Raw genomic sequence first — 21,517 nt, forward strand, 5'->3', positions numbered from 1 at the left:
CTTATATGAGAAACAGGACGGCGATGCCAACATGCAGTCAACGCCAGCTGTCCACGCCTCCAGGAGCGGGCAGGCGGGCGTCCGGCTTTCAAGCAGGTTGTTTGCTAAAATCGCTCGGTTCTAAGAACCTGGCAATCGGTGACGCTGACCACTCCGATGTGCCGTTGTACAACCTTGAATGCCGCATCCAGAAGACCATCCAGCAGCTCTTCCCGAATGATGCAGATGACAGCGACCATACCGCCGGCACGCGACACCTGCCCTTCACGGCTCCAGCGGCCTGACCGGCCACTGCCGCCCAGAACCGGCAGCACCGTGTATCCGGTGACACCCGCCTCGCTCAAGGCATCCGTCAGACGCGATTCCATCGGGCTTTCGATGATAATCTCGACCCGTTTTGCGGTGCTTGTTTCCATCAGCCTACCCTCCCCACGCTGTCGCCATTGTAAGATACAGCGGAATGCCAAGCGTCAGATTGAACGGAAATGTGATCCCCAACGACAGCGTCAGATAAATCGAGGGGTTTGCTTCCGGCAAGGCAACACGCATGGCTGCGGGAACCGCGATATAGGAAGCAGACGCCGACAGGGTCATCAGCAACATCGTTCCGCCGGGCGATAGTCCCAGCAGAACAGCCGCTGCAAGTCCGAAGGCGGAGCCGACCAGCGGCATGATCACACCGAACAGGACAAGACCGGGACGCAAGACGCTCGCGCTCGTCCGCAGACCTCGACCCGCGACCAGTCCCATATCCAGCAGAAACAGGCACAAGACACCCTTGAACGGTGAAACGATGAAGCTCTCGATGTCGGCAAGTCCCTTCGGGCCGGTTATGAAACCGATCAGGAAGGAGCCGATCAACAGCACGATGGAGCCGTTCAGAAGGATTTCCCGCCAAAGCCCGCTTTCCGTTCCCTGTTCTTGGGCCTGACCTCTGGTCGCCAGCCAAAGTGCGGACAAGATCGCGGGCGCCTCCATGCCTGCGGCAACGGCCACCATATAGCCTTCGGTCGCGATGCCCTGACTTTGCAGGACCGATGTTGCGGCCACGAAGGTCACGATCGAAATCGAGCCATAGTGCCCTGCCACGGCAGCAGCGTCCGTGCGGCCAAGACCGGTCATGACATTCAAGAGCCCAAAGGCAACGAGTGGCAGAACAAACGAAAGCAAAAGCCCGGCAATCAGCGTCAGCACCAGGCTGGCATCAATGCCGTGATCACTTACGCTCACACCGCCCTTGTAGCCGATGGCGAAGAGCAGATAGATCGAAAGGGCCTTCGCCGCGGCCTCTGGAACAGACAAGTCGGATCGCAAGAAAGAAGCGACCAGCCCGAGGACGAAAAACAGGATAATCGGCGACAACAGATTGGTCGCCGCAAGGCTAAGGATGGTATCCAGCACGCCATTCTTCCCAAAAGCCCGCTCACTTTCGGAAACAGCGAATACGGGAAACTACATAGCTCCCGCCCATATAAAGAACACCGGACACCCTCACAAGCCCTGAAAGCCCCGGCAAGCTTCGAGCAGAAGCGTCACCGCGGCTTCTGAACCGATCAGGCCGATCTACGGCAGCTCAGGTCGAAACGTTGAGACTATGTCTCTCTTCCTGTCCGCCATGATCCTCATAGGCATGGCGCACGGTCTCCGGAGCCTGATGCTCCGGCACACCGAGCGTACTCGGGCGCCGCACCGTCGTCTTTTTCGGGTCGAGAACATGCTGCGCCGTTGCCCGATAGGCAGCAACGCCGTCAAGACGGTGATCTTCGTGGTGTTCGGCATCAACAAGAACGGCCGGCGCCTCGTCGGAGGAACCGCTGTCTGGATCATGGCGCTGCGCGCGTGACTCTTTACTGTTGTGCTCATCCCGCGGGTCGTCCCGGCGCTCCCGGTCCGGCGGGTATTCTGTCGCATGCGCCACGACGGGGGCCGTAGGTGGCCTTTCAATCGTCGTTGGCATAATGGCCTCCTGGCCAGCTTTTACGATGCGCCCTTCTGGCAGCACCGTCAAAAAGTCTGGCAAGAAAAGATTAACAAAGCTTTACGCTTCGTAAACACTGTGTGCCATCCTGACTCATGTGTTCAAACAAAAAAAGCGGGCCGAGGCCCGCTTTTCAATTTTCCCGGTGATGCCACAGGCTTAGCTTGCAACCGCACCCTTGTTGGCCGCACGGCTGACGCGCTTGCGATCGTTCGGATCAAGCAGGAACTTCCGCAGACGGATGGATTCCGGCGTCACTTCGACCAGTTCGTCATCAGCAATGTAGGACAGTGCAGCCTCGAGGCTGAGACGGATCGGCGTCGTCAGCTTGACCGCGTCATCCTTGCCGGACGAACGCATGTTGGTGAGCTGCTTGCCCTTCAGCACGTTGACTTCGAGGTCGTTGCCACGGGTGTGTTCGCCGACGATCATGCCCTGATACACCTTGGTGCCCGGATCGATCATCATCGGACCACGGTCTTCCAGGTTGTACAGTGCAAAGGCCACGGCCTCACCATTGCCGTTCGACAGCAGAACGCCGGTGTGGCGGCCCTGGATCGGCCCCTTGTGAGGCGCATATCCATGGAACAGGCGGTTGAAGATGGCAGATCCGCGCGTATCGGACATCAACTCGGCCTGGTAACCGATCAGGCCACGTGTCGGGGCCAGGAAGACCAGGCGGCTGCGGTTTGCGCCGGAAGAGCGCATTTCCAGCAGGTCTGCCTTGCGTTCCTGAAGCTTCTGAACCACGGCACCGGAGAATTCCTCATCAACATCGATGATGACTTCTTCGATCGGCTCCAGCAGCTTTCCATCTTCGTCTTTCTGGAAGACAACGCGCGGACGGCCAACGCCCAGCTCGAAGCCTTCACGGCGCATGTTTTCGATCAGGATCGCGAGAAGCAATTCGCCGCGGCCAGAAACGATGAATGCATCCGGCTCATCTGTCTCTTCGATCTTCAGAGCAACGTTGCCCTCGGCTTCCTTCATCAGGCGCTCGCGGATCACGCGCGACTGGACCTTGGAGCCTTCATTGCCGGCCAGCGGGCTGTTGTTGACCCGGAAGGTCATCGACAGCGTGGGCGGATCAATCGGCTGTGCCTGGATCGGCTCGGTGACATCCGGCGAACAGATGGTATCGGCAACGGTCGCCTTGGTCAGGCCTGCGATGGAAACGATATCGCCGGCTTCGCCCTGTTCGATCGACGTGCGCTCAAGACCACGGAAAGCCTGGATCTTGGAAATACGGCCGGTCTCGACCGTCTTGCCATCCCGGGACAGCGCCTTGACAGCCATGTTCGGGAGAGCCGTTCCGGCAGCGATGCGGCCCGTCAGGATGCGGCCCAGGAAGGGGTCGGACTGGATCGTCGTCGCCAGCATCTTGAAAGAGCCTTCCTCGGAAACAGGCTCTGCAACCTTCTCGACAACCATGTCCAGAAGAGCGTCCATGTTTTCCTGAGGTCCTTCCGGCTCGGTCGCCATCCATTCCTGCTTGGCAGATCCGTAGAGGACCGGGAAGTCGAGCTGATCTTCGTTGGCATCCAGAGATGCGAAGAGATCGAAGACTTCGTCGAGAACTTCGTCGGCACGCTGCTCGGGCTTGTCGATCTTGTTGATCGCAACGATCGGCTTGAGACCAAGCTTCAGGGCCTTGCCGAGCACGAACTTCGTCTGCGGCATCGGGCCTTCGGCAGCATCCACGAGCAGGATCACGCCGTCGACCATGTGAAGGATACGCTCCACTTCACCGCCGAAATCGGCGTGGCCCGGGGTGTCCACGATGTTGATGCGAGTGTCTTTCCAGACCAGCGACGTCACCTTCGCAAGAATGGTGATACCACGCTCACGTTCGATGTCGTTGGAGTCCATCATGCGCTCTTCCGTGCGCTGATTTTCGCGGAATGCTCCGGACTGCTTCAACAGCACGTCGATGAGAGTTGTCTTGCCATGGTCGACGTGTGCGATGATGGCGATATTGCGCAAGTTCATTTCAGGGCTCCAAAAGACATTTGCGGGCCGGAGGGCCCGCAGCGGATGTCTTGGCTCACGTTTGTTCGGAAATCGGCCACGACGGCCGAAATTTGCGCTCTATATAGTCTGAAGCGGCCTTATGTGCAATGCGAAGAGATGGCCTGTGATTGACATGATTACTCCGGCCTCTATATAGTAAGGCATCCTTACAAAAGAGACCCCCATGAAGCCACCGGTTCCGCAAAGCGTTGTCACGTTGATGATCGTGGACATCGCAAGACTGCTGCGCAAACGTTTTGAAATCGCCCTGACGCATGTCGACACCGGCCTGACGGTCGCCGAAGCACGCACTCTGACCTTCATCTGGCGCCATCAGGGCCTGCGGCAGGCGGCGCTGGCCGAGCGGATGAGCGTGGAGCCCATGACCCTGGTCGGCTACCTGGATTCCCTTGAGACCTCTGGCCTGATCAAGCGCACCATTGATCCGGCCGATCGCCGCGCCAAGCTGATCACGCTGACCGATACAGCCGATCCGGTGATTGGCAAAATCGAGGATGCAATCATTGAGGTGCGATCCGAAACGCTGGCTGGCATGAGCGAACGCCAGCGCGACGAGATGGAAGCCATCCTGGGCACCATGAAAGACAACCTGTTGAACGGGGAAGCCGGGAAGTGCGTGAAGTAAGAGCTGCCGAACCGGTCATGACGGAGCGCCGGACGGCGATCCTGGGCGCTGCCCTTGTCGCCATCGGCCCCATCACCATGGCGCTTTACACACCGGCCATGCCCACGCTCGCCATTGAATTCGGCACGACCGAATCCATGATCAAGCTGACCCTGACCGCGTATTTCGCCGGCTTTGCGATCACGCAATTGCTGTGCGGGCCCCTCTCGGACGCCTTCGGGCGCAAACCGGTGACCCTTGCGTTTCTGACGCTCTACCTCGTGTCGACAATCGTCGCGACATTCGCGCCCGATGTCACTTGGATGATGGTGGCCCGAGCGATCCAGGGCGTCGGCGCGGCGGTGGGCATTTCAGCGTCACGCGCCATTGTCCGCGACCAGTTCACCGGTCAGAAGTCGGCGCGCATCATGAACACCATCGGCAGCATGCTGGCGCTCGGCCCCGCCGTCTCCCCGACCCTTGGTGGCGTGATCCTGGAACTCTTCGGCTGGCGCGAGATCTTCATCTGCATGATTGTCTATGGGGTCGCGTTGATGATTGGCGCTGCACTGTTTCAGCGCGAAACCAATGCCTACAAGTCGATCAGCAACATCCATCCGCAGCGGCTGGCGATCAACTACCTGACCCTGCTGCGCGACGTCAGGTTCATGCGCCCGAGTCTGCTCCTCGCCTTCAGCCTCGGCAACCTCTATGCCATGGCGACGGTTCAGCCCTTCGTGCTCATTCATGAAGTTGGCCTCACGCCCGCGCAGTTCGGCCTGGGCATGATGCTTCAGTCGATCTGCTTCATCACCGGCACGCTCGTGGCCGGACGGCTCTTGAAGAAAACAGAAGCACGCAAACTTCTGCCCTTCGGCATGGCCGGCATGTTGTTCGCAGCCGTCTTGATGGCCACCATCCTCAGGCTCCAGGAACCCACCTATCTGGGCGTCATGGGACCTGTAGGCGTCTTCGCCTTTTTTATGGCGTTCATTCTCCCCGAGACGCTGACCTCCGCAATGCAGGACTTCCCGCAGATCGCAGGCGCCGCCTCCTCACTGACCGGCTTCATGCAATTCGGCGGCGGAATTCTCGGCAGTCTCGCCATCGCCGCGACCGGAGATCCGCTGTTCGGCATGGCAACCATCATCCCCGCCATGCCCGCAATTGGCGTCTTTCTGTACCTGATCCTCGGACAACGGCATCGGATCGCACAGGCTGCTGTCGACTAGGCCAGAATTTTGCCCCCTGCTATCGCCTTGACCCTGACTGTTTAAACCGGCACACAGCCGATTGAACAGAAGGATTGCCGTCGAAGATGTCTCGAGCTGCCAGCTACCACCTGCCCGATCTTGTTGGCGCAGGCCGTCCGCATGTGATGGGCATTTTGAACGTGACGCCGGACAGCTTTTCCGATGGCGGCCGGCACAACGCCGTGGATCAGGCTGTGGCCCATGCCCGCCAGATGATCGACGAAGGCGCGGACATTGTCGACATTGGCGGCGAGAGCACCCGGCCCGGCTCTGCGCCTGTCTCCCTGAAAGACGAATGGGCGCGCATCGCCCAGGTCCTTGCGCCCGTGGCCGATCTGGGCGTTCCCGTCTCGATCGACACCTACAAGGCGGAAATCGCACGTCGGGCCTGTGCAAATGGCGCGGTGATCATCAATGACGTCTGGGGCTTGCAGAAAGACCCCGCCATGCCCGATGCAGCAGCTGCGACCGGGGCGCATGTCGTGATGATGCACAACCGCGACGTCGCCGATCCGCAGATCGACATCCTGGCGGACATCGACCGCAGCTTCGAACGTTCTATGGAGCTCGCAGACAAGGCCGGCATCCCCCGCGAAAAGCAGATCCTTGATCCGGGCTTTGGCTTCGGCAAGACCATCGACCAGAACTTCCAGATCCTGAACCGCTTCGAAAGCCTCCTGAAACACGGTCTTCCCGTTCTGGCGGGCGCCTCTCGCAAGCGGATGATCGGTGCCGTCCTGAACGTGGAAACGGACGAGCGGCTTTTCGGATCAATGGCGGTCCATCTTCTGGCCATGCAAAAGGGCGCCGCGATCGTCCGGGTTCATGACGTCCGTCCTCACGCGGACGCCGCCCGGATCCTGGAAGCCACCTTGAAGGAACACGCTGAATGACCTTGACGACTCGGGCAGCACTTGGCCTTGGCTCCAACATGGGCGACACCAAAGCCAATCTCGATGCGGCCGTTGAATCGCTGAATGCCAGCCAGGGCATTTCGGTCACTGCGAGGTCATCCGACTACCGCACCCCGCCATGGGGCCCAGTGCCGCAGGATGACTATCGCAACATCTGCATCACCGTCGAAACGACCCTGTCGCCACGCGCGCTGCTTGAGCGTTGCCTGGAGGTTGAGCGCGAGCTCGGCCGCATTCGGGATATTCGCTGGGGTCCGCGCATCATCGATATCGATGTCCTGATCTACGGAACAGAGACCGTGGACGAGGACAATCTCACCGTTCCGCATCCACGCATGGGCGAGCGCGCCTTCGTGCTCATCCCGCTTGCCGAAATCTGGCCGGACGCGCCGATTGGCGGCGGACAGACGGCTGCGGAAGCGCTGGAAACCTGCCCGGATCAGGATGGGGTTGAGAAACTCGCCGACTGATTAGCGGCATCAAGACATCTAGTTGAGCAGAAAAAGCCCGGCGTTGAGATAGCTCGCAAAGGCGACCCAGAGCGCATAGGGCACGAAGCAGAGTGCTGCGAGCCTGTCGGGGCCCCAGCTCATGCGGATGAACGCCAGGATCGTGACCAGCATCACCAGGATGACGGCAAGGCCAGCGCCAAGGCCATGCGCGGTGAAGACTATCGGGCTCCAGACGAAATTCAGCCCCATCTGCAGGACCCAGAGAGAAAAGACTGCGCTGTGGCCAGTGCGCGACCACGTCCGCCATCCTGCAATCGCGATCAGGAGATAAAGCGTCGTCCAGGCAGGCCCGAAGACCCAGCCAGGTGGCGTGAAGGCCGGCTTCTCCAGCGCGAGATACCACTCGCCCGGAAGGTTGGTTGCCCCAATCAGGAGCCCGCCACCAACGACGGCGAAAAGAAAAACGGCAAGACCGAACCAACGTTCCATCTGTATCACTCTGTTGTTTGGCAAGTCTTGGCAAACATCTGGAAACTGGCTTGGTTCCAGGTTCGCGTTGCACTCGCTCTTGAAGCATCAAAAGTCTACGCCCAAAAGTCGACGCTAGGGGCGTCAAACGCAAAAGGGCGCCTTTCGGCGCCCCTTCAAGTCAGCAACTTGACTGAACTCAGCCGAGACGGTCGCGCTTGGCCAGGGTCCGCAGGCGCAGAGCATTCAGTTTGATGAAGCCAGCCGCATCTTTCTGATCGTAGGCACCTTCATCATCTTCGAAGGTCACCAGCTCTTCAGAATAGAGCGAGAACGGCGAGGCACGGCCGACGACCATGACATTGCCCTTGTAGAGCTTCAGCTTGACCGTGCCCGTGACATGTTCCTGGCTCTTGTCGATCAAGGCCTGCAGCATCTCGCGTTCCGGCGAGAACCAGAAGCCATTGTAGATCAGCTCCGCATAGCGCGGCATCAGCTCATCCTTGAGGTGGCCAGCACCGCGATCAAGGGTGATGGACTCCATCGCACGATGCGCGGTCAGAAGGATCGTGCCGCCCGGCGTTTCATAGATGCCGCGGCTCTTCATGCCGACGAAGCGGTTCTCGACCAGATCGAGACGGCCAATGCCATTGTCGCGTCCAAGATCGTTCAGCGCGGCAAACATTGTTGCCGGAGACAGCTTTTCGCCATTGAGCGAAACCATGTCGCCCTTTTCGAAGCCGATTTCGATCTCGGTGACAACGTCAGGCGCCGTGGTCGGGTCGACTGTCCGCTGGAAGACATACTCCGGCGCTTCTTCGTTCGGGTCCTCGAGGACCTTCCCTTCAGACGACGAGTGCAACATGTTGGCATCGACCGAGAACGGAGATTCTCCGCGCTTGTCCTTGGCGACCGGGATCTGGTGCTGTTCGGCAAACTCGATCAGGTCGGTGCGCGACTTGAACGTCCAGTCACGCCACGGAGCGATGACCTTGATGTCCGGGTTCAGGGCATAGGCGGACAGCTCGAAGCGAACCTGGTCGTTGCCCTTGCCGGTCGCGCCGTGTGCGATTGCATCTGCGCCGGTTTCCTCGGCGATTTCGATCAGACGCTTGGAGATCAGCGGCCGCGCGATGGATGTGCCGAGGAGATAGACGCCCTCATAGACGGCATTGGCGCGGAACATCGGGAACACGAAGTCGCGGATGAACTCTTCGCGCAGGTCATCGATGTAGATTTCCTTGATGCCGAGCATCTCGGCTTTCTTGCGCGCAGGCTCAAGCTCCTCGCCCTGGCCCAGGTCGGCGGTGAAGGTCACCACCTCGCAGCCATATTCGGTCTGCAGCCATTTCAGGATGATGGAGGTGTCGAGGCCGCCGGAATAGGCGAGCACGACCTTCTTGATGTCACCATGCGCCATGGAAAGAAAATCCGTTCGAAGTCTTGTGTGGGGGCCGCTTGGCAGCCGTATTTAAGTCCGGCGCAATTTAGCCGGTAAATACCGCAACGCAAGGGGTAGAAGGCTTCGATTTGTAAGCGCGAATACGCAGATCAGGCGACGTCCGCCGCCTGAACTTTCTCACCCTCGACGCCATAGCTCTTCAGCATCATGTCAACGCTGTCATCAATGATCGCGGCAACTTCCTGCTCGGTCGCAAGAGCCTCGCCGAAGAGCTTGGGGAAAAAGCCGCGGCTTTTGATCAGGCCAAGGAACTGTTCCGCGGCAACCCATGTATCGGGGACCGACAATTTTCCGGCGGCAACGGCGGCATCGAGAAAGCGTTTGACCTGGCGAACCATGTCCATGCGCTTGTTCATCATTTCCGCTTGTTTCGGATCCCTCAGGATCTCGCCCATGACCATGCGCGCCATGTTCATGGCGCAAGGGTCGGTCAGGTGGCGCCCCTGTTGCCAACCGAGCCGTATCAGCTCGTCACGGATGGGGGCACTCGCGTCAAAGGGTACATCCGTCGTCAGCTGCAGCTGTTCCAGCAGGCATTGATTGATCGCCTGAAACAGCACTTCCTTGCTTTCGAAGTGATTGTAGACCGTACGCTTGGAAACTTGTGCCCGCTCCGAAATCCGGTCCATACTGGCACCGGCAAATCCGCGTTCCTGAAATTCGGCGATTGCAGCTTGTATTATTTGCTTGTTCTTTTGTTCCATCAGCGACATCGCAAATTTATTCCTCCAAGTCACTTGTCCTTGCAGGGCCCCCGCCCCAAGTAAACCGAGTAGTTTACCCAACCTGCCCGAAATGCTGCGTCGGACAGGACGGTTTCTTGTACTCAAGTGTTTACCCTCTAGCCACTCTACACCAGCCAAGGGAGCCTCGCCAAGGATGTCTGTTACATTTACGCTCAACGGCACGCCCCGGACCATTGATGCGGATCCGGAAACTCCGCTTCTCTGGGTCCTGCGCGATGACCTGAAAATGACCGGGACCAAGTTTGGTTGCGGAATTGCCCAGTGCGGCGCCTGCACGGTCCATCTCGATGGAGACCCCATCCGATCCTGCCAGACCCTTCTCGAGGACATCGAGGGCGCGAGCATCACCACCATCGAAGGCGTGAACGGCAAGGCTGCCGAGGCTGTCAAGGCCGCATGGTCCGAACTCGATGTTCCGCAATGCGGATATTGTCAATCTGGTCAGATACTTGCGGCGACAGCGCTGCTGACAGAAACGCCAAAACCAACTGACGAAGACATCGACTATGCCATGGACGGAAACGTCTGCCGCTGCGCGACCTACGCCCGTATTCGCAAGGCAATCCACGTCGCCGCCGACAAGATGGAGGCCTGATCCATGTTGCATTTGCTTGAAAAGCCGCTCGAAGCGGCAAGGCCATCACGCCGTAGTTTTCTGAAGATGTCCGCCGGCGCACTTGGCGGCCTCATGCTTGCCCTGCGCATGCCGGGCACGGCCAGGGCCGCCAGCAACGCCGGAGATTTTGCACAGCCTTTTGTCCACATTCGCCCGGACAACAAGGTCATTGTGCTGATCAAGCACCTGGACAAGGGCCAGGGCACGGCCAGCGGCCTTGCAACTCTGGTCGCTGACGAACTGGATGCGGATGCCGCTCAGATCGAAACCGACTTCGCCCCAGCCAACGTCGACCTCTACAAAAACCTGGCCTTCGGCGTCCAGGGAACAGGCGGCTCAACCGCCATCGCCAATTCCTTCCTGCAGTACCGAACCGCAGGCGCAGCCGCAAAAGCCATGCTCGTCGCTGCCGCTGCAGGTGAATGGGATGTTCCTGCCGCCGAGGTCACCGTTTCCAGGGGTGTTGTCAGCCACGCCAGCGGCAAGTCGGCAACCTTCGGAGAGCTCGCCGGCCTTGCCGCCGCTCAGGAGGTTCCCGCCGAACCTGCGCTAAAAAAACCGGAAGACTGGATCTACATCGGCAAGTCCTTTGCCCGCGTGGATGTTCCGGCCAAATCTTCAGGTGCCGTCGGCCTCTACGGCATGGACCACCAGGCCGACAACATGCTGGTTGCCGTCCTGGCCCGCCCGCCAAAGTTTGGCGCGGTTCCCACCAGCTTTGACGATGCCGAGGCGCGCAAGATCGAGGGCGTAGTCGATGTTGTCTCTGTGCCCAGCGGCGTTGCCGTTCTTGCAACCAGCACCTGGCCGGCGATCAATGCCCGCGGTCTTCTGGAGGTGACATGGGATGAAGCTGTAGCAGAAAGCCGCAGCACCGCGGAAATGGCCGAAGAGCTTGCGGCCATGACCTCTGAAAAGGGTCTGCCCGTGCCCGGCGGCGAAGGCGATGCGGATGGCGCCCTGGCACAGGCTGCCAATGTCATCGAAGTCGACTACGCCTTCCCGTTCCTCGCCCACGCACCCATGGAACCGCTCGACATCACGGTTCTCTACGATGGTGAGACGGCAACCTTCTGGACGGGTTCGCAGTTCCAGACCATCGACCAAATGGTGACGGCAGGCGTCCTCGGGTTGACCCCGGACAAGATCGCCATCAACACCACCTGGGCCGGCGGCTCATTTGGCCGGCGCGCCCAGCCGGACAGCCACTACTTCGCCGAAGCTGCTCTGATCGCAAAGGCCCGGCTTGAAGCTGGCAACCCGCCTCAGCCGATCAAGGTCGTCTGGACACGCGAGGACGACATCAAGGGCGGCTACTATCGCCCGATGGTTGCCCATAAAGCCCGTGTTGGCTTCGATGAGGACGGCAATGTCCTCGGCTGGCAGCATCGCATCGCGACCAAGTCGATCATGAAGGGCACGTCCTTCGAGCAGTTCATGGTCAAGGATGGCGTCGACGCGACCTCCGTGGAAGGGATCGGCGAACTGCCCTACAGCATGCCGGCGTTCCAGGCCGAAGTGCACAACGCAGAGACGGCGGTTCCCGTCCTTTGGTGGCGCTCCGTAGGTCACACCCACACCGGCTATGTCGCCGAGACCATGATGGACCGGCTCGCGAAACAGGCCGGCGAAGATCCGCTTGCTTACCGCCTGAAGCACATCAAGCATGACCGCCTCGCCGGCGTTCTCAAGCTGGCGGCGGAAAAAGCCGGATGGGACAAACCTCTGCCAGAGGGTCGCTATCGCGGCATCGCTGCCGTGGAATCCTTCGGCTCCTTCGTTGCGGAAGTTGCCGAGATTTCCTTCCGCGAGGATGGAACGGTGAAGGTCGAGAAGGTCACCTGCGCGGTCGACTGCGGCATTCCGGTCAACCCGGACAATATCCGGGCGCAGATGGAAGGCGGCATCGGATATGGTCTGGGCGCTGTTCTCAGAAACGAGATCACCCTGACCGACGGCATTGTGGATCAGGAGAACTTCGACACCTATCTGCCGATCCGAATGACCGACATGCCCGAGATCGATGTGCACATCGTGCCGTCCGAAGAGGCCCCGTCAGGCGCCGGCGAGCCCGGCACACCACCGATTGGCCCGGCGGTTGCAAATGCCATCGCCGCGGCAAAGGACATCTGGATTACCGACCTGCCTCTGTCGAAACACGACCTGGCTTAGTCATCAAACACGCTCCCAAAACAGGAAAGGCCGGGCGACGTGCCCGGCCTTTTTGTCTGCGAAAACGGATCAGGCTCAGCGCTTATACACCGCGCCAGCGAACAACCCCGGCAGCGACGATGCCGAAGAGAACGTGACCCACCAGAGACGCCCAGGCCAGTTGACCGAAGCCGAGGAAAGGGGGCAAGCCTGCAAAAATGTGAGCCATCACATAGAGCGCGAAGACCCAAAGGCCGGTGCCGAAGCCGATACCAACCACCCACCACGGCAGGAACGGCGTGACAACGCGGGCGATGGGACGAGCGACGAACAGATACCCGAGCGGATAGGCCACGATGCCGACGAAAGCATGAATCGCCTCGGCCAGGGGCCAGTTCTGAAAACCAAAGACAGACTGCACCAGTGCGGCGGGCTGAAGCGGGCCGCCGACCCAAAAGGGCGTCAGAACGCGCGCCCAGAATTCCCAGGTCACGTCGGCAGCAAACCCGGCCAAGACGGCCGTTAAAAGCGTCGCGAGGGTCAATGGCGGAAACAGGGAACTGGACGGGCTTGTGGTCGATATGCTCATGAAATGGGTTCCTTAGGTTCTGTTCGGCAGAACAACAGGGAGAAAATCCTCCGGCACAAACCGATATGGGTTTGAAACCTGCTCCGCGCATATCACATGACCGTAAGCTGCAAGCGCGCCTTGATCACGCAAATGCGATCGAAAAACAAAGCCGCGGGCAAATCCCGGCGGAACGAACGCCGCAGCTCCGCGTTTTCACGACAACTCAAACAACGACATCGGCGGCAAGACGGCGGCCGAAAAAACAACGTGCACGTGACCCAAAGGATCTGAAATGAAAATTCTCTTCGTCCTGACATCCCACGACAAACTCGGCGACACCGGCGAGAAGACCGGCTTCTGGCTCGAGGAATTCGCGGCTCCCTACTATATTTTCCGCGATGCGGGCGCTGATGTGACCCTCGCGTCTCCCAAGGGCGGACAACCACCGCTGGATCCGCGCAGCGACGATCCCAACTCGGAGACGGACGCGACCCGCCGCTTCAAGGACGACGCCGACGCAAAGGCTGACCTTGCCTCGACCGTGACCCTCGACAGCGTGTCTCACGAAGACTACGACGCCGTTTTCTATCCAGGCGGCCATGGCCCTCTCTGGGACCTCGCCAACAACAAGACATCGGCAGCCCTGATCGAAGCCTTTTACAAGGCGAACAAGCCCGTGTCTCTGGTCTGCCATGCGCCCGGCGCCCTGCGCGACGTGACGGTCGATGGCAAGCCGCTCGTCGAGGGCCGGAAAGTGACGGGCTTCACCAACTCAGAGGAAGCCGCCGTCGGCCTGACCGACATTGTGCCGTTCCTGGTCGAGGACATGCTCAAGGAGCGTGGCGGGATTTATGAAAAGGGTGAAGACTGGGGCAGCCACGTGGTCATCGACGGCCACCTGACCACCGGCCAGAACCCGGCATCCTCCGCGGGCGTTGCCAAGGCCGTCATGGCGCAGCTCACTGCCAAATAGCTTCGACAGTTCTGTTTGAGTGACAAATGGCGGGTCCTTCACAGGGCCCGTTTCTTTGTTTTCTGCAGCACCGGACCAAGTTGCTCGGCCGGAAAGCGAAGGCCTCAGCTCAGGTCTGTCCGGTTCTGGCCGACGCCGAAACGCTGGCGATAGGTGTTTGGGGTAAGCCCCGTCAGTTTCTGAAACACCTTTCGGAAAGCCGCCGGGTCCGTGTAGCCAACCTCCCAGGTGATCTGTTCAACCGTTCTGCCGGTGAGTTCCAGGATCTCGCGCGCCTTGGCCACCCTCGCATTTTGAACATACTCGGTCGGTTTGAGCCCGGTGGACTTGGAAAACCGGCGCAGGAAGGTGCGCGTGCCCAGGCCCGCAATTCCGGCAAGTTCCTCAAGACTATGCGGCTCTGCCATCCGGGCATGGACATGGCGCTGGACCCGCAGGATCGGCTCATCGCCATGGTCGAACTTCGGCAGGAACTGGCTGAACGGGCGTTGCAATTGCCGCGGCGGATCGATCAGCAGAAACCGCGCTGTTGCCAGCATCGCGCTTGGGCCCATCAGCCGGTCGACAAGCGTCAGCCCCAGGTCTGTCCAGGCGAGAATGCCGCCTGCGGTGATGATGTCGCCGTCATCCAGGACCATGTGCTCTTCGGCCACATCGATCTTCGGAAAGCGTGCCGAGAGCTGCTCGGCAAAGGCCCAGTGGGTCGTCACCCGCCGCCCGTCGATCAAGCCGCTTTCCGCCAACACAAATGCGCCCGCGCAAACGGAGCACACCCGCGTCCCCGACCCATGCTGGACCTTTAGCCAGTCTGCAGCTTCGGGCATCGGGCGCATTTTCTCGGGCATCGCCACACTTGGCGGCAGAATGACGTAGTCCAACCGGTGTTCTTCGCCCGGATGACTGTCCCAGACGCAGTGTGGCGCGCCTCGACGCCCACCCGCCCCATCCGGGATCTGCCAGTGCGTCACGCGGATCCAGGGCTTCGGCTCCTCACCGATCCATTGGCTCGCAATGCCGAAGAGATCCGTCAGGCCGTAGATCGCCGCCAGCTGACACTCCGGATAGATCAGCAACGCAACCTCGGCCACGCACCCTTTTTGCTGCTTTGTCACTTCTGCCTCGAAAGATGTCATTTTCGCCAATCATAATTATATCGCGCACGATCTACCTCTGTCCATGTCGAAACACGGCAGAGACCAAAGGCAAGAGGACAAAGACCATGACGAATTTGAACGGGCAGACCCCGAACCGGCGTCAACTGCTCCAGACCGGCACCGCAATGCTGGCCGTGGCGACCCTGCCGGGCCTCACTACCGCGCAAGCGCAATCAAACCTCAAAGGAGACTTTAAAATGGCAACTTTCAAGACAACGGACGGGACCAGCATCTTCTACAAGGACTGGGGCCCGAAGAACGCTCAGCCGATTGTTTTTCACCACGGCTGGCCATTGAGCAGCGATGACTGGGACAACCAGATGCTGTTCTTCCTGTCCAAGGGCTATCGCGTGATCGCACATGACCGACGTGGCCATGGCCGCTCGGAGCAGACCGATCAGGGTCACAACATGGATACGTTTGCGGCCGACGTTGCAGACCTTGTTCGTGAACTCGACCTCAGGAACGCCATCCACATCGGTCATTCCACCGGTGGCGGCGAAGCGGCGCGTTATGTGGCCCGGGCAGAACCTGGCCGTGTCGCCAAGGCAGCGCTCCTGGGCGCAATTCCGCCGCTGATGCTGAAGACCTCTGCCAATCCGGACGGTGTGCCGCAGGAGGTCTTTGACGGCCTCAGGGCCGGACTTGCTGCCAACCGCACGCAGTTCTTTCTGGATGTTCCCTCTGGCCCCTTCTACGGCTTCAACCGGCCAGGCACCGAAGTCAGTCAGGGCCTGATCCAGAACTGGTGGCGCCAGGGCATGATGGGCAGCGCATTGGCACACTACCGGAGCATTGAAGTCTTCTCGGAGACCGATCAGACCGAAGATCTGAAAGCCATCGACGTACCGGTACTGGTCCTGCACGGCGAAGACGATCAGGTTGTCCCGATCACCAATTCCGCTCACAAGGCCGTCAAGCTGCTGAAGAATGGAAGGTTGAAGACCTACCCGGGCCTGTCACACGGGTTCTTTGCGACCCATCCCGATCGTGTCAATGCGGACCTGCTTGCCTTCATCCAAAGCTGAACCAGCTGGCGCAGGGTTTGAACAAGCCCTGAGCCGCAGCCCGATGCGATCAGCTGGAATTCGTCAGCGAGGAAGGAAGACACTCAGCTTTCTCGCGTACAGCCCATATACGAGCCCGCCAGCCGCACCGCCGGCATAGACGAAAAAGTTCTGAAACAACAGATTTGCCATAATCTCACGCTCCGCGCCAAGCAGGCCGCATAAAGCGACCGCGAAAATGGCGGTGGCAATTCCCGCCACGAGGAAATAGGCGGGGTGGTCAATCCCATGCCGCGCGCCGACCAGGAGCGTCAAAACAAATCCAGGCCAGGCAGTCGCTCCGGTAAGGGGCATGCCCACCGCTAGTAGAATGACGGGGTAGTAAAAAAATTCTGGAGGGGCTGAGCCGGTCGACGGTGCCAACGCTTCCTGGACCGTCATGATCACAGCGCAGACGTTCGTAGATACAAAGACGGCACCAACGTAGCCGATAGCCGCCAACGTGATGTTGGCAGTCAAACCCCATCGCATTTCGGGTCGCGACCTATCCGGCTGCAAGTGCTTCGCGGTCTTTCTTGCGCATGCGCTCGGAAGCGGATTTCAGCTGACCGCAGGCGGCGAAAATGTCACGGCCGCGTGGCGTCCTGATCGGCGAGGCATAACCTGCCCGATTGACGATGTCCGCAAACTCCTCGATCCGCTCCCAATCGGAACAGCCGTATTGCGACCCCGGCCAGGGGTTGAACGGGATCAGATTGATCTTGGCCGGAATGCCCTTCAGCAGATGCACCAGTTCCAGCGCGTCCTGATTGCTGTCGTTGATGTCCTTGAGCATCACATATTCAAAGGTGATGCGCTTGGCGTTCGACAGGCCTGGGTAATTCCGGCAGGCATCCAGAAGCGCCTCGATGTTCCACTTCTTGTTGATCGGCACCAGAATGTCGCGGTCTTCATCGCGCACGGCATGCAGCGAAATCGCCAGCATGCAGCCGATCTCGTCGCCAGTGCGGAAGATTTCCGGCACCACGCCTGAGGTCGACAGGGTAATGCGGCGCTTGGACAGCGACAGACCGTCGCCATCGGAAGCGATCAGAAGCGCCTTTTTGACGTTCTCGAAGTTATAGAGCGGCTCGCCCATGCCCATCATGACGATGTTGGACACCAGCCGGCCCTCGGAGGGAACAGCTGCGCCCTGAGGCGTGGTCGCATCGGGGAAATCGCCCAGACGGTCGCGTGCCATCAGGATCTGGGACAGGATCTCTTCCGATGTCAGGTTGCGAACCAGCTTCTGCGTGCCCGTATGGCAGAAGGTGCAGGTCAGCGTGCAGCCAACCTGCGAGGAAATGCAGAGCGTGCCGCGGCCTTCTTCGGGAATGTAGACGGTTTCGACCTCAACCGGACGGCCGGCGCCGCGCGGCGGAAACCGGAACAGCCATTTGCGCGTACCGTCGACCGAGATCTGCTCATCGACCATCTCGGGACGCGCGATGGAGAAGGTCTCCGCCAGCTTCGCCCGCAGGTCCTTGGCGATGTTGGTCATCAGGGAGAAGTCCGACACGCCGCGCACATAGAGCCAGTGCCACAGCTGGGACGCGCGCATCCGGCGCTGCTTTTCCGCAATGCCGATGCTTGCCATGGCCTCGGCGAGCTCTTCACGATTCAAGCCGACAAGCGTCGGCTTGTCCTCGCCCATGACCTCCACAGGCCTCAAAGGCGTAATCGTCTGCGCATTCGGATTGTCCCGCGCAATGTCGAGCGTCGTTGCCATGGTCTGGTCCGTTGTATTTCCATCCGAGGGCTCGGAGCCGCTGCGGACTGTCGCGTCTCTTGGCCAGAAATGGCCGCGCACGTGATCCTTATCGGATCAACCTCTCGGCAATTGGCCTTGTCTGGAAAGTCCGGCTCGGGCCGGCGCTTTGATCAAGTGGTGTCAAAACCATACAAACGGCGAAAAATCAAGTTTCGCCCGCGCATGTGTGCCTTGCACAGATGCAAAAAGACCGGCGAAACGCCGGCCCTTTCAAACGCAATGCCCTCAGTGCCCCTTACGAGACACCGGCCGGGACTTAGCGACAGGCGCTGCCTGCCGTATCGATCGCAGCGGTTACGCCCGACAGAGAGAACTTGTAGGACGTCTTGGTCCCGCGGCTGGATTCGCCGTTGATCGACATCTGCCGCCCAGCCTTCATGGCCGCAACCAGTTGAGCTTCCGTTGCCGCGTTCTCGACCCATGCACCATCGTTCTTGGTGAACAGGTTGAAAATCTTGCCGTCGACATCGACCGTGACCGTGGAGCCATCCTTCAGCGGATAGCCGACCAACAGGCTCGGCTCGGCGCTGACGCCTTCACTCGGCCGCGAGGACACGAAGAAGAAAACATCTCCGTGGTTCCTGTCGCCGGGCAACATCTGCGTTGGCTTGGTCAACGCATAACAGACCTTTCCGCTGCCGCTCGCATGGGAATAGGCTGCCCAGTCCTTGTGCTGCTTCAGCAACGTTGGAGTCTGTGCGAAAGCCGCTGCACTCGAAAGAACAAGGCCGAGAAAGGCCATAACCAGCGTTTTTGCTTGCATCATCTTCACACCGTCTATGCTTGTGAATGTCCGTCGCATTCTAATCAAATGCCAAGTGACATATAAACCTTGCTTTAATGATAACTTAAAGCTGGTTACGAAAGGGTTTAGGCTCAAAAAAGAGCTTTTCTGCTCCATGTTTTTAAGGCCCCTTTCCTCGGCCGCACGCTGGCGGGATAAATCAGGCGAGAGTGTGGCGTGGGCACTTCCGAAATCCGTCGAACCTGATAAGAAGGTTGGAAACAAGGAGTTCCTGTTCGGTGGAGCAGCTCAAGTACTATTCGGACCTGATCGTCAAGGTGGCGAATGAAAGGGACAAAACCGCATTTGCGGAATTGTTCGATCATTTCGCGCCCAGGCTGAAAGGGTATCTGATGCAGCAGGGCGCCGACGGCGGGGCAGCTGAGGAAATTGCCCAGGAAGTGATGGTCACCCTGTGGCGCAAGGCCGATCTCTTCGATCCGGCCAAATCCTCCGCCAGCACCTGGCTCTATCGCATTGCCCGCAACCGGCGCATCGACCGGCTGCGCCGCAGGAAGACTGCCGAACTCAACCCGGAAGAGCCTGCACTCCAGCCGGCAAGCGTGCCCGATGTCGCTGTCGAAATGGACGCACGCCTGCGCGATCAAAGGGTGCGGATCGCTCTCGCCGCCCTGCCGGACGAGCAGGCAGAGGTGATCAAGCTGGCGTTTTTCACCGGCCTGTCCCACAGCGAGATCTCAGACGAGACCGGCTTGCCGCTCGGGACCGTCAAATCCCGCATCCGCCTCGCCTTCGCCCGTCTGCGCCAGGCCATCGAGGCCGATGACGCGGTCGACGTGGACTAGCTTCCGCCGGCTCTACTTGTCTTGACCGGGGACCACGCGCCCCGTCCGGCTGATCGGTCCGCCCGAGACATGTTTGGGAACCTCAACGCTCGGGCCGCCGGCCGTCAGCGAGCGATCCGCATAGCGGCCGAGCGCACGATGACGGTCATAAAGAACGATGGCTCCAGCCATGGCCACATTGATGCAAAACTTGGTCGGGATCTTCACCACGTGATCGCAGCGCTCAAGCATCGCCGTCGACAGGGATCCGCGTTCCGGACCGAGCACATAGGCTGCCTGCAGGGGATGTCCGAAACTCGGCAGATCCACCGCATCATCTGTCAACTCAATCCCGACGACCTGACACCCGCGCGGCAGATCCATCGTCTCGACACTGTCCCAGGAAAACAGCGGCAGGTGGCCCGGACTCTTTGACGTGTCGGACGGCGGCGCTTTGCGCAGGTTCTTCTCCGCATCGACGGTGAAGAAGAAGTTGGCGCCAAAGGCATGAGCAGAGCGCATCAGGTTTCCAAGGTTCATCCTCTTGGACAGCCCCTCGGCGCCGACGGCAAAATAACCGCGCATTTTTCTTGTCCTTTTTCAACCGGCCTGTCCCGGCCGAACGTTTGGCGTTTCTAACCGCCAAGGACATGCAACTTCAAGCTCAAGACCGGTTGCAATTTCGCCTCATGGCCCATTTCCCCGTTCGTAAACCCGTGTTACCAAAGCCTCCCATTTAAAGCATACATTGTTCGGGAGACCTCCTTGAAAGCCTGCCTCTGCAAAGCCCCCGGACAAGCATCCGACCTCGTCATCGAAAATCTGCCCGACCCCAAGCCCGCCGAAGGCGAGGTGCTTGTGCGGGTCAAGGCATGCGCCCTGAACTTCTTCGATACGCTGATCATTCAGGGCAAATATCAATACAAGCCGGAGATGCCGTTCTCTCCCGGCGCCGAGTTCGCCGGTGTCGTCGAGGCGATTGGCGAGGGCGTGAGCGAGTTTGCCGCTGGCGACCGCGTCATGGGCTACATCCGCTGGGGCGCAGCCCGCGAACTGGTGATCGCAACGGAAGACGATCTGGTCAGACTGCCGGACGGCATTTCCTTTGAGGATGCCGCCGGGCTGACCGTCACCTATGGCACCACCCTTCATGCGTTCCGTGACCGGGCAAAACTGACCAGCGGCGAGACGGTCGCGGTCCTGGGGGCCTCGGGCGGTGTCGGCCAGGCGGCCGTCGAAATCGCTCTTTTGATGGGCGCTCAGGTCATCGCCTGCGCCTCGTCGGAAGAAAAACTTGCGTTCGCCAGACGCCTTGGCGCGCAAGAGACCCTCGACTACTCAAAGCTCCCCTTGAAGGAAACCCTCAAGACCATGACCAACGGCGAGGGGGTCGATGTTGTCTATGATCCGGTTGGCGGAGGCCTGTCCGAGCAGGCGCTTCGCGCCACGGCCTGGGAAGGCCGGTATCTTGTGGTTGGCTTTGCGGCGGGCGACATTCCGAAAATCCCGCTCAACCTCGTCATGCTTAAGGGCTGCGACGTTCAGGGTGTTTTCTGGGGCGAAGCGGTCGTCCGCGATCCGGAAGGCCACCGCGAAAATATGGCGCAACTTCTTGATTGGGTCGCGGACGGCACCTTGAAGCCGCATGTTCACGCGGTCTATCCGCTTGAGGAGATCGCCACAGCCCTCACCGAAATTGCGGAACGCAAGGTTCAGGGCAAGATCATCCTGACGCCTTAGGGCCCGCGCTTCAGATAA

General features: G+C 59.9%; 23 protein-coding genes. 10 read left to right on the top strand and 13 right to left on the bottom strand.

Annotated features, from left to right (window positions below; all coding sequences use genetic code 11):
• Positions 1–104: 104 nt before the first annotated feature.
• The 4 genes from IG617_RS13325 to typA form a co-directional block, all read right to left on the bottom strand.
• Complete coding sequence (locus IG617_RS13325) at positions 105–416, bottom strand: DUF3240 family protein (protein WP_192109718.1); 312 nt, start codon at positions 414–416, stop codon at positions 105–107.
• Positions 417–420: 4 nt separating this feature from the next.
• Complete coding sequence (locus IG617_RS13330; protein ID WP_338052231.1) at positions 421–1,401, bottom strand: sodium-dependent bicarbonate transport family permease; 981 nt, start codon at positions 1,399–1,401, stop codon at positions 421–423.
• Positions 1,402–1,573: 172 nt separating this feature from the next.
• Positions 1,574–1,957 (bottom strand): hypothetical protein, encoded by a 384-nt coding sequence (locus IG617_RS13335; protein WP_192109719.1) that lies wholly within the window; start codon positions 1,955–1,957, stop codon positions 1,574–1,576.
• Positions 1,958–2,137: 180 nt separating this feature from the next.
• Positions 2,138–3,967, bottom strand: coding sequence for a translational GTPase TypA (typA, locus tag IG617_RS13340; RefSeq protein ID WP_192109720.1), 1,830 nt, complete (start codon positions 3,965–3,967; stop codon positions 2,138–2,140).
• A 205-nt stretch (positions 3,968–4,172) separates the two neighbouring features.
• Between typA and IG617_RS13345 the strand changes: the two genes are divergently transcribed.
• The 4 genes from IG617_RS13345 (at position 4,173) to folK (ending at position 7,250) form a co-directional block, all read left to right on the top strand.
• Positions 4,173–4,634 (top strand): MarR family winged helix-turn-helix transcriptional regulator, encoded by a 462-nt coding sequence (locus IG617_RS13345; protein ID WP_192109721.1) that lies wholly within the window; start codon positions 4,173–4,175, stop codon positions 4,632–4,634.
• Positions 4,622–5,845, top strand: a complete 1,224-nt coding sequence (locus tag IG617_RS13350; RefSeq protein ID WP_209008474.1) for a multidrug effflux MFS transporter — start codon at positions 4,622–4,624, stop codon at positions 5,843–5,845. The genes IG617_RS13345 and IG617_RS13350 overlap by 13 nt, the downstream gene beginning before the upstream one ends.
• Before the next feature lie 86 nt (positions 5,846–5,931).
• Entirely contained in the window at positions 5,932–6,759 is an 828-nt protein-coding gene (folP, locus tag IG617_RS13355; protein ID WP_209008475.1) for a dihydropteroate synthase, read from the top strand.
• Positions 6,756–7,250: a 2-amino-4-hydroxy-6-hydroxymethyldihydropteridine diphosphokinase gene (gene folK / locus IG617_RS13360; protein WP_192109722.1), complete on the top strand. Its 495-nt coding sequence runs from the start codon at positions 6,756–6,758 to the stop codon at positions 7,248–7,250. Before folP ends, folK begins: the two co-directional genes overlap by 4 nt.
• Before the next feature lie 18 nt (positions 7,251–7,268).
• Here folK and IG617_RS13365 read toward each other — a convergent pair whose 3' ends face one another.
• The 3 genes from IG617_RS13365 to IG617_RS13375 form a co-directional block, all read right to left on the bottom strand.
• Positions 7,269–7,721 (bottom strand): TspO/MBR family protein, encoded by a 453-nt coding sequence (locus IG617_RS13365; protein ID WP_192109723.1) that lies wholly within the window; start codon positions 7,719–7,721, stop codon positions 7,269–7,271.
• Between the two features lie 178 nt (positions 7,722–7,899).
• Positions 7,900–9,120, bottom strand: a complete 1,221-nt coding sequence (locus IG617_RS13370; RefSeq protein ID WP_192109724.1) for an argininosuccinate synthase — start codon at positions 9,118–9,120, stop codon at positions 7,900–7,902.
• Between the two features lie 131 nt (positions 9,121–9,251).
• A complete protein-coding gene (locus IG617_RS13375) occupies positions 9,252–9,875 on the bottom strand; it encodes a TetR/AcrR family transcriptional regulator (protein WP_192109725.1) in 624 nt (207 codons plus the stop codon).
• 166 nt (positions 9,876–10,041) lie between these two features.
• On the opposite strand from IG617_RS13375, the gene IG617_RS13380 reads away from it, so the two are divergent.
• Positions 10,042–10,503, top strand: coding sequence for a (2Fe-2S)-binding protein (locus tag IG617_RS13380; protein WP_192109726.1), 462 nt, complete (start codon positions 10,042–10,044; stop codon positions 10,501–10,503).
• A 3-nt stretch (positions 10,504–10,506) separates the two neighbouring features.
• On the top strand, positions 10,507–12,696 hold the full coding sequence (locus tag IG617_RS13385) for a xanthine dehydrogenase family protein molybdopterin-binding subunit (protein WP_192109727.1): 2,190 nt from the start codon (positions 10,507–10,509) through the stop codon (positions 12,694–12,696).
• Positions 12,697–12,778: 82 nt separating this feature from the next.
• Here the strand turns inward: IG617_RS13385 and IG617_RS13390 are convergent, their stop codons facing one another.
• Complete coding sequence (locus IG617_RS13390; protein WP_192109728.1) at positions 12,779–13,264, bottom strand: hypothetical protein; 486 nt, start codon at positions 13,262–13,264, stop codon at positions 12,779–12,781.
• Positions 13,265–13,538: 274 nt separating this feature from the next.
• Here IG617_RS13390 and IG617_RS13395 point away from each other — a divergent pair, with 274 nt between their 5' ends.
• Positions 13,539–14,219, top strand: a complete 681-nt coding sequence (locus IG617_RS13395) for a type 1 glutamine amidotransferase domain-containing protein (RefSeq protein WP_192109729.1) — start codon at positions 13,539–13,541, stop codon at positions 14,217–14,219.
• 104 nt (positions 14,220–14,323) lie between these two features.
• Here IG617_RS13395 and IG617_RS13400 read toward each other — a convergent pair whose 3' ends face one another.
• Entirely contained in the window at positions 14,324–15,352 is a 1,029-nt protein-coding gene (locus tag IG617_RS13400; protein ID WP_192109730.1) for a GlxA family transcriptional regulator, read from the bottom strand.
• Positions 15,353–15,570: 218 nt separating this feature from the next.
• Between IG617_RS13400 and IG617_RS13405 the strand changes: the two genes are divergently transcribed.
• Positions 15,571–16,401 carry an alpha/beta fold hydrolase gene (locus IG617_RS13405; protein WP_209008524.1) on the top strand — a complete coding sequence of 277 codons (831 nt, stop codon included), beginning with the start codon at positions 15,571–15,573 and terminating at the stop codon, positions 16,399–16,401.
• 63 nt (positions 16,402–16,464) lie between these two features.
• On the opposite strand, the gene IG617_RS13410 is transcribed toward IG617_RS13405, so the two are convergent.
• From IG617_RS13410 to IG617_RS13420, 3 genes are all read right to left on the bottom strand, one after another.
• Positions 16,465–16,899, bottom strand: a complete 435-nt coding sequence (locus IG617_RS13410; protein ID WP_192109732.1) for a hypothetical protein — start codon at positions 16,897–16,899, stop codon at positions 16,465–16,467.
• 25 nt (positions 16,900–16,924) lie between these two features.
• Complete coding sequence (gene rlmN / locus IG617_RS13415; RefSeq protein ID WP_420826153.1) at positions 16,925–18,073, bottom strand: dual-specificity RNA methyltransferase RlmN; 1,149 nt, start codon at positions 18,071–18,073, stop codon at positions 16,925–16,927.
• Positions 18,074–18,446: 373 nt separating this feature from the next.
• Positions 18,447–18,953 carry an invasion associated locus B family protein gene (locus IG617_RS13420; protein ID WP_192110194.1) on the bottom strand — a complete coding sequence of 169 codons (507 nt, stop codon included), beginning with the start codon at positions 18,951–18,953 and terminating at the stop codon, positions 18,447–18,449.
• 260 nt (positions 18,954–19,213) lie between these two features.
• On the opposite strand from IG617_RS13420, the gene IG617_RS13425 reads away from it, so the two are divergent.
• Positions 19,214–19,780 (top strand): sigma-70 family RNA polymerase sigma factor, encoded by a 567-nt coding sequence (locus IG617_RS13425; protein WP_192109734.1) that lies wholly within the window; start codon positions 19,214–19,216, stop codon positions 19,778–19,780.
• A 12-nt stretch (positions 19,781–19,792) separates the two neighbouring features.
• Here the strand turns inward: IG617_RS13425 and IG617_RS13430 are convergent, their stop codons facing one another.
• Entirely contained in the window at positions 19,793–20,344 is a 552-nt protein-coding gene (locus tag IG617_RS13430; RefSeq protein WP_192109735.1) for an RNA methyltransferase, read from the bottom strand.
• Positions 20,345–20,524: 180 nt separating this feature from the next.
• Here IG617_RS13430 and IG617_RS13435 point away from each other — a divergent pair, with 180 nt between their 5' ends.
• A complete protein-coding gene (locus tag IG617_RS13435; RefSeq protein ID WP_192109736.1) occupies positions 20,525–21,499 on the top strand; it encodes an NADPH:quinone oxidoreductase family protein in 975 nt (324 codons plus the stop codon).
• The last annotated feature ends 18 nt before the right edge of the window (positions 21,500–21,517 follow it).

It is taken from the genome of Roseibium polysiphoniae (genome assembly GCF_014842925.1).
In the GTDB taxonomy this organism is placed as follows: Bacteria; Pseudomonadota; Alphaproteobacteria; order Rhizobiales; family Stappiaceae; genus Roseibium; species Roseibium polysiphoniae.

Coding starts and splice junctions, on each gene's coding strand:
- IG617_RS13325 (WP_192109718.1), bottom strand. CDS start 416: ATGGAAACAAGCACCGCAAAACGGGTCGAGATTATCATCGAAAGCCCG.
- IG617_RS13335 (WP_192109719.1), bottom strand. CDS start 1,957: ATGCCAACGACGATTGAAAGGCCACCTACGGCCCCCGTCGTGGCGCAT.
- typA (WP_192109720.1), bottom strand. CDS start 3,967: ATGAACTTGCGCAATATCGCCATCATCGCACACGTCGACCATGGCAAG.
- IG617_RS13345 (WP_192109721.1), top strand. CDS start 4,173: ATGAAGCCACCGGTTCCGCAAAGCGTTGTCACGTTGATGATCGTGGAC.
- folP (WP_209008475.1), top strand. CDS start 5,932: ATGTCTCGAGCTGCCAGCTACCACCTGCCCGATCTTGTTGGCGCAGGC.
- folK (WP_192109722.1), top strand. CDS start 6,756: ATGACCTTGACGACTCGGGCAGCACTTGGCCTTGGCTCCAACATGGGC.
- IG617_RS13365 (WP_192109723.1), bottom strand. CDS start 7,721: ATGGAACGTTGGTTCGGTCTTGCCGTTTTTCTTTTCGCCGTCGTTGGT.
- IG617_RS13370 (WP_192109724.1), bottom strand. CDS start 9,120: ATGGCGCATGGTGACATCAAGAAGGTCGTGCTCGCCTATTCCGGCGGC.
- IG617_RS13375 (WP_192109725.1), bottom strand. CDS start 9,875: ATGTCGCTGATGGAACAAAAGAACAAGCAAATAATACAAGCTGCAATC.
- IG617_RS13380 (WP_192109726.1), top strand. CDS start 10,042: ATGTCTGTTACATTTACGCTCAACGGCACGCCCCGGACCATTGATGCG.
- IG617_RS13385 (WP_192109727.1), top strand. CDS start 10,507: ATGTTGCATTTGCTTGAAAAGCCGCTCGAAGCGGCAAGGCCATCACGC.
- IG617_RS13390 (WP_192109728.1), bottom strand. CDS start 13,264: ATGAGCATATCGACCACAAGCCCGTCCAGTTCCCTGTTTCCGCCATTG.
- IG617_RS13395 (WP_192109729.1), top strand. CDS start 13,539: ATGAAAATTCTCTTCGTCCTGACATCCCACGACAAACTCGGCGACACC.
- IG617_RS13400 (WP_192109730.1), bottom strand. CDS start 15,352: ATGACATCTTTCGAGGCAGAAGTGACAAAGCAGCAAAAAGGGTGCGTG.
- IG617_RS13405 (WP_209008524.1), top strand. CDS start 15,571: ATGGCAACTTTCAAGACAACGGACGGGACCAGCATCTTCTACAAGGAC.
- rlmN (WP_420826153.1), bottom strand. CDS start 18,073: ATGGGCGAGGACAAGCCGACGCTTGTCGGCTTGAATCGTGAAGAGCTC.
- IG617_RS13420 (WP_192110194.1), bottom strand. CDS start 18,953: ATGCAAGCAAAAACGCTGGTTATGGCCTTTCTCGGCCTTGTTCTTTCG.
- IG617_RS13430 (WP_192109735.1), bottom strand. CDS start 20,344: ATGCGCGGTTATTTTGCCGTCGGCGCCGAGGGGCTGTCCAAGAGGATG.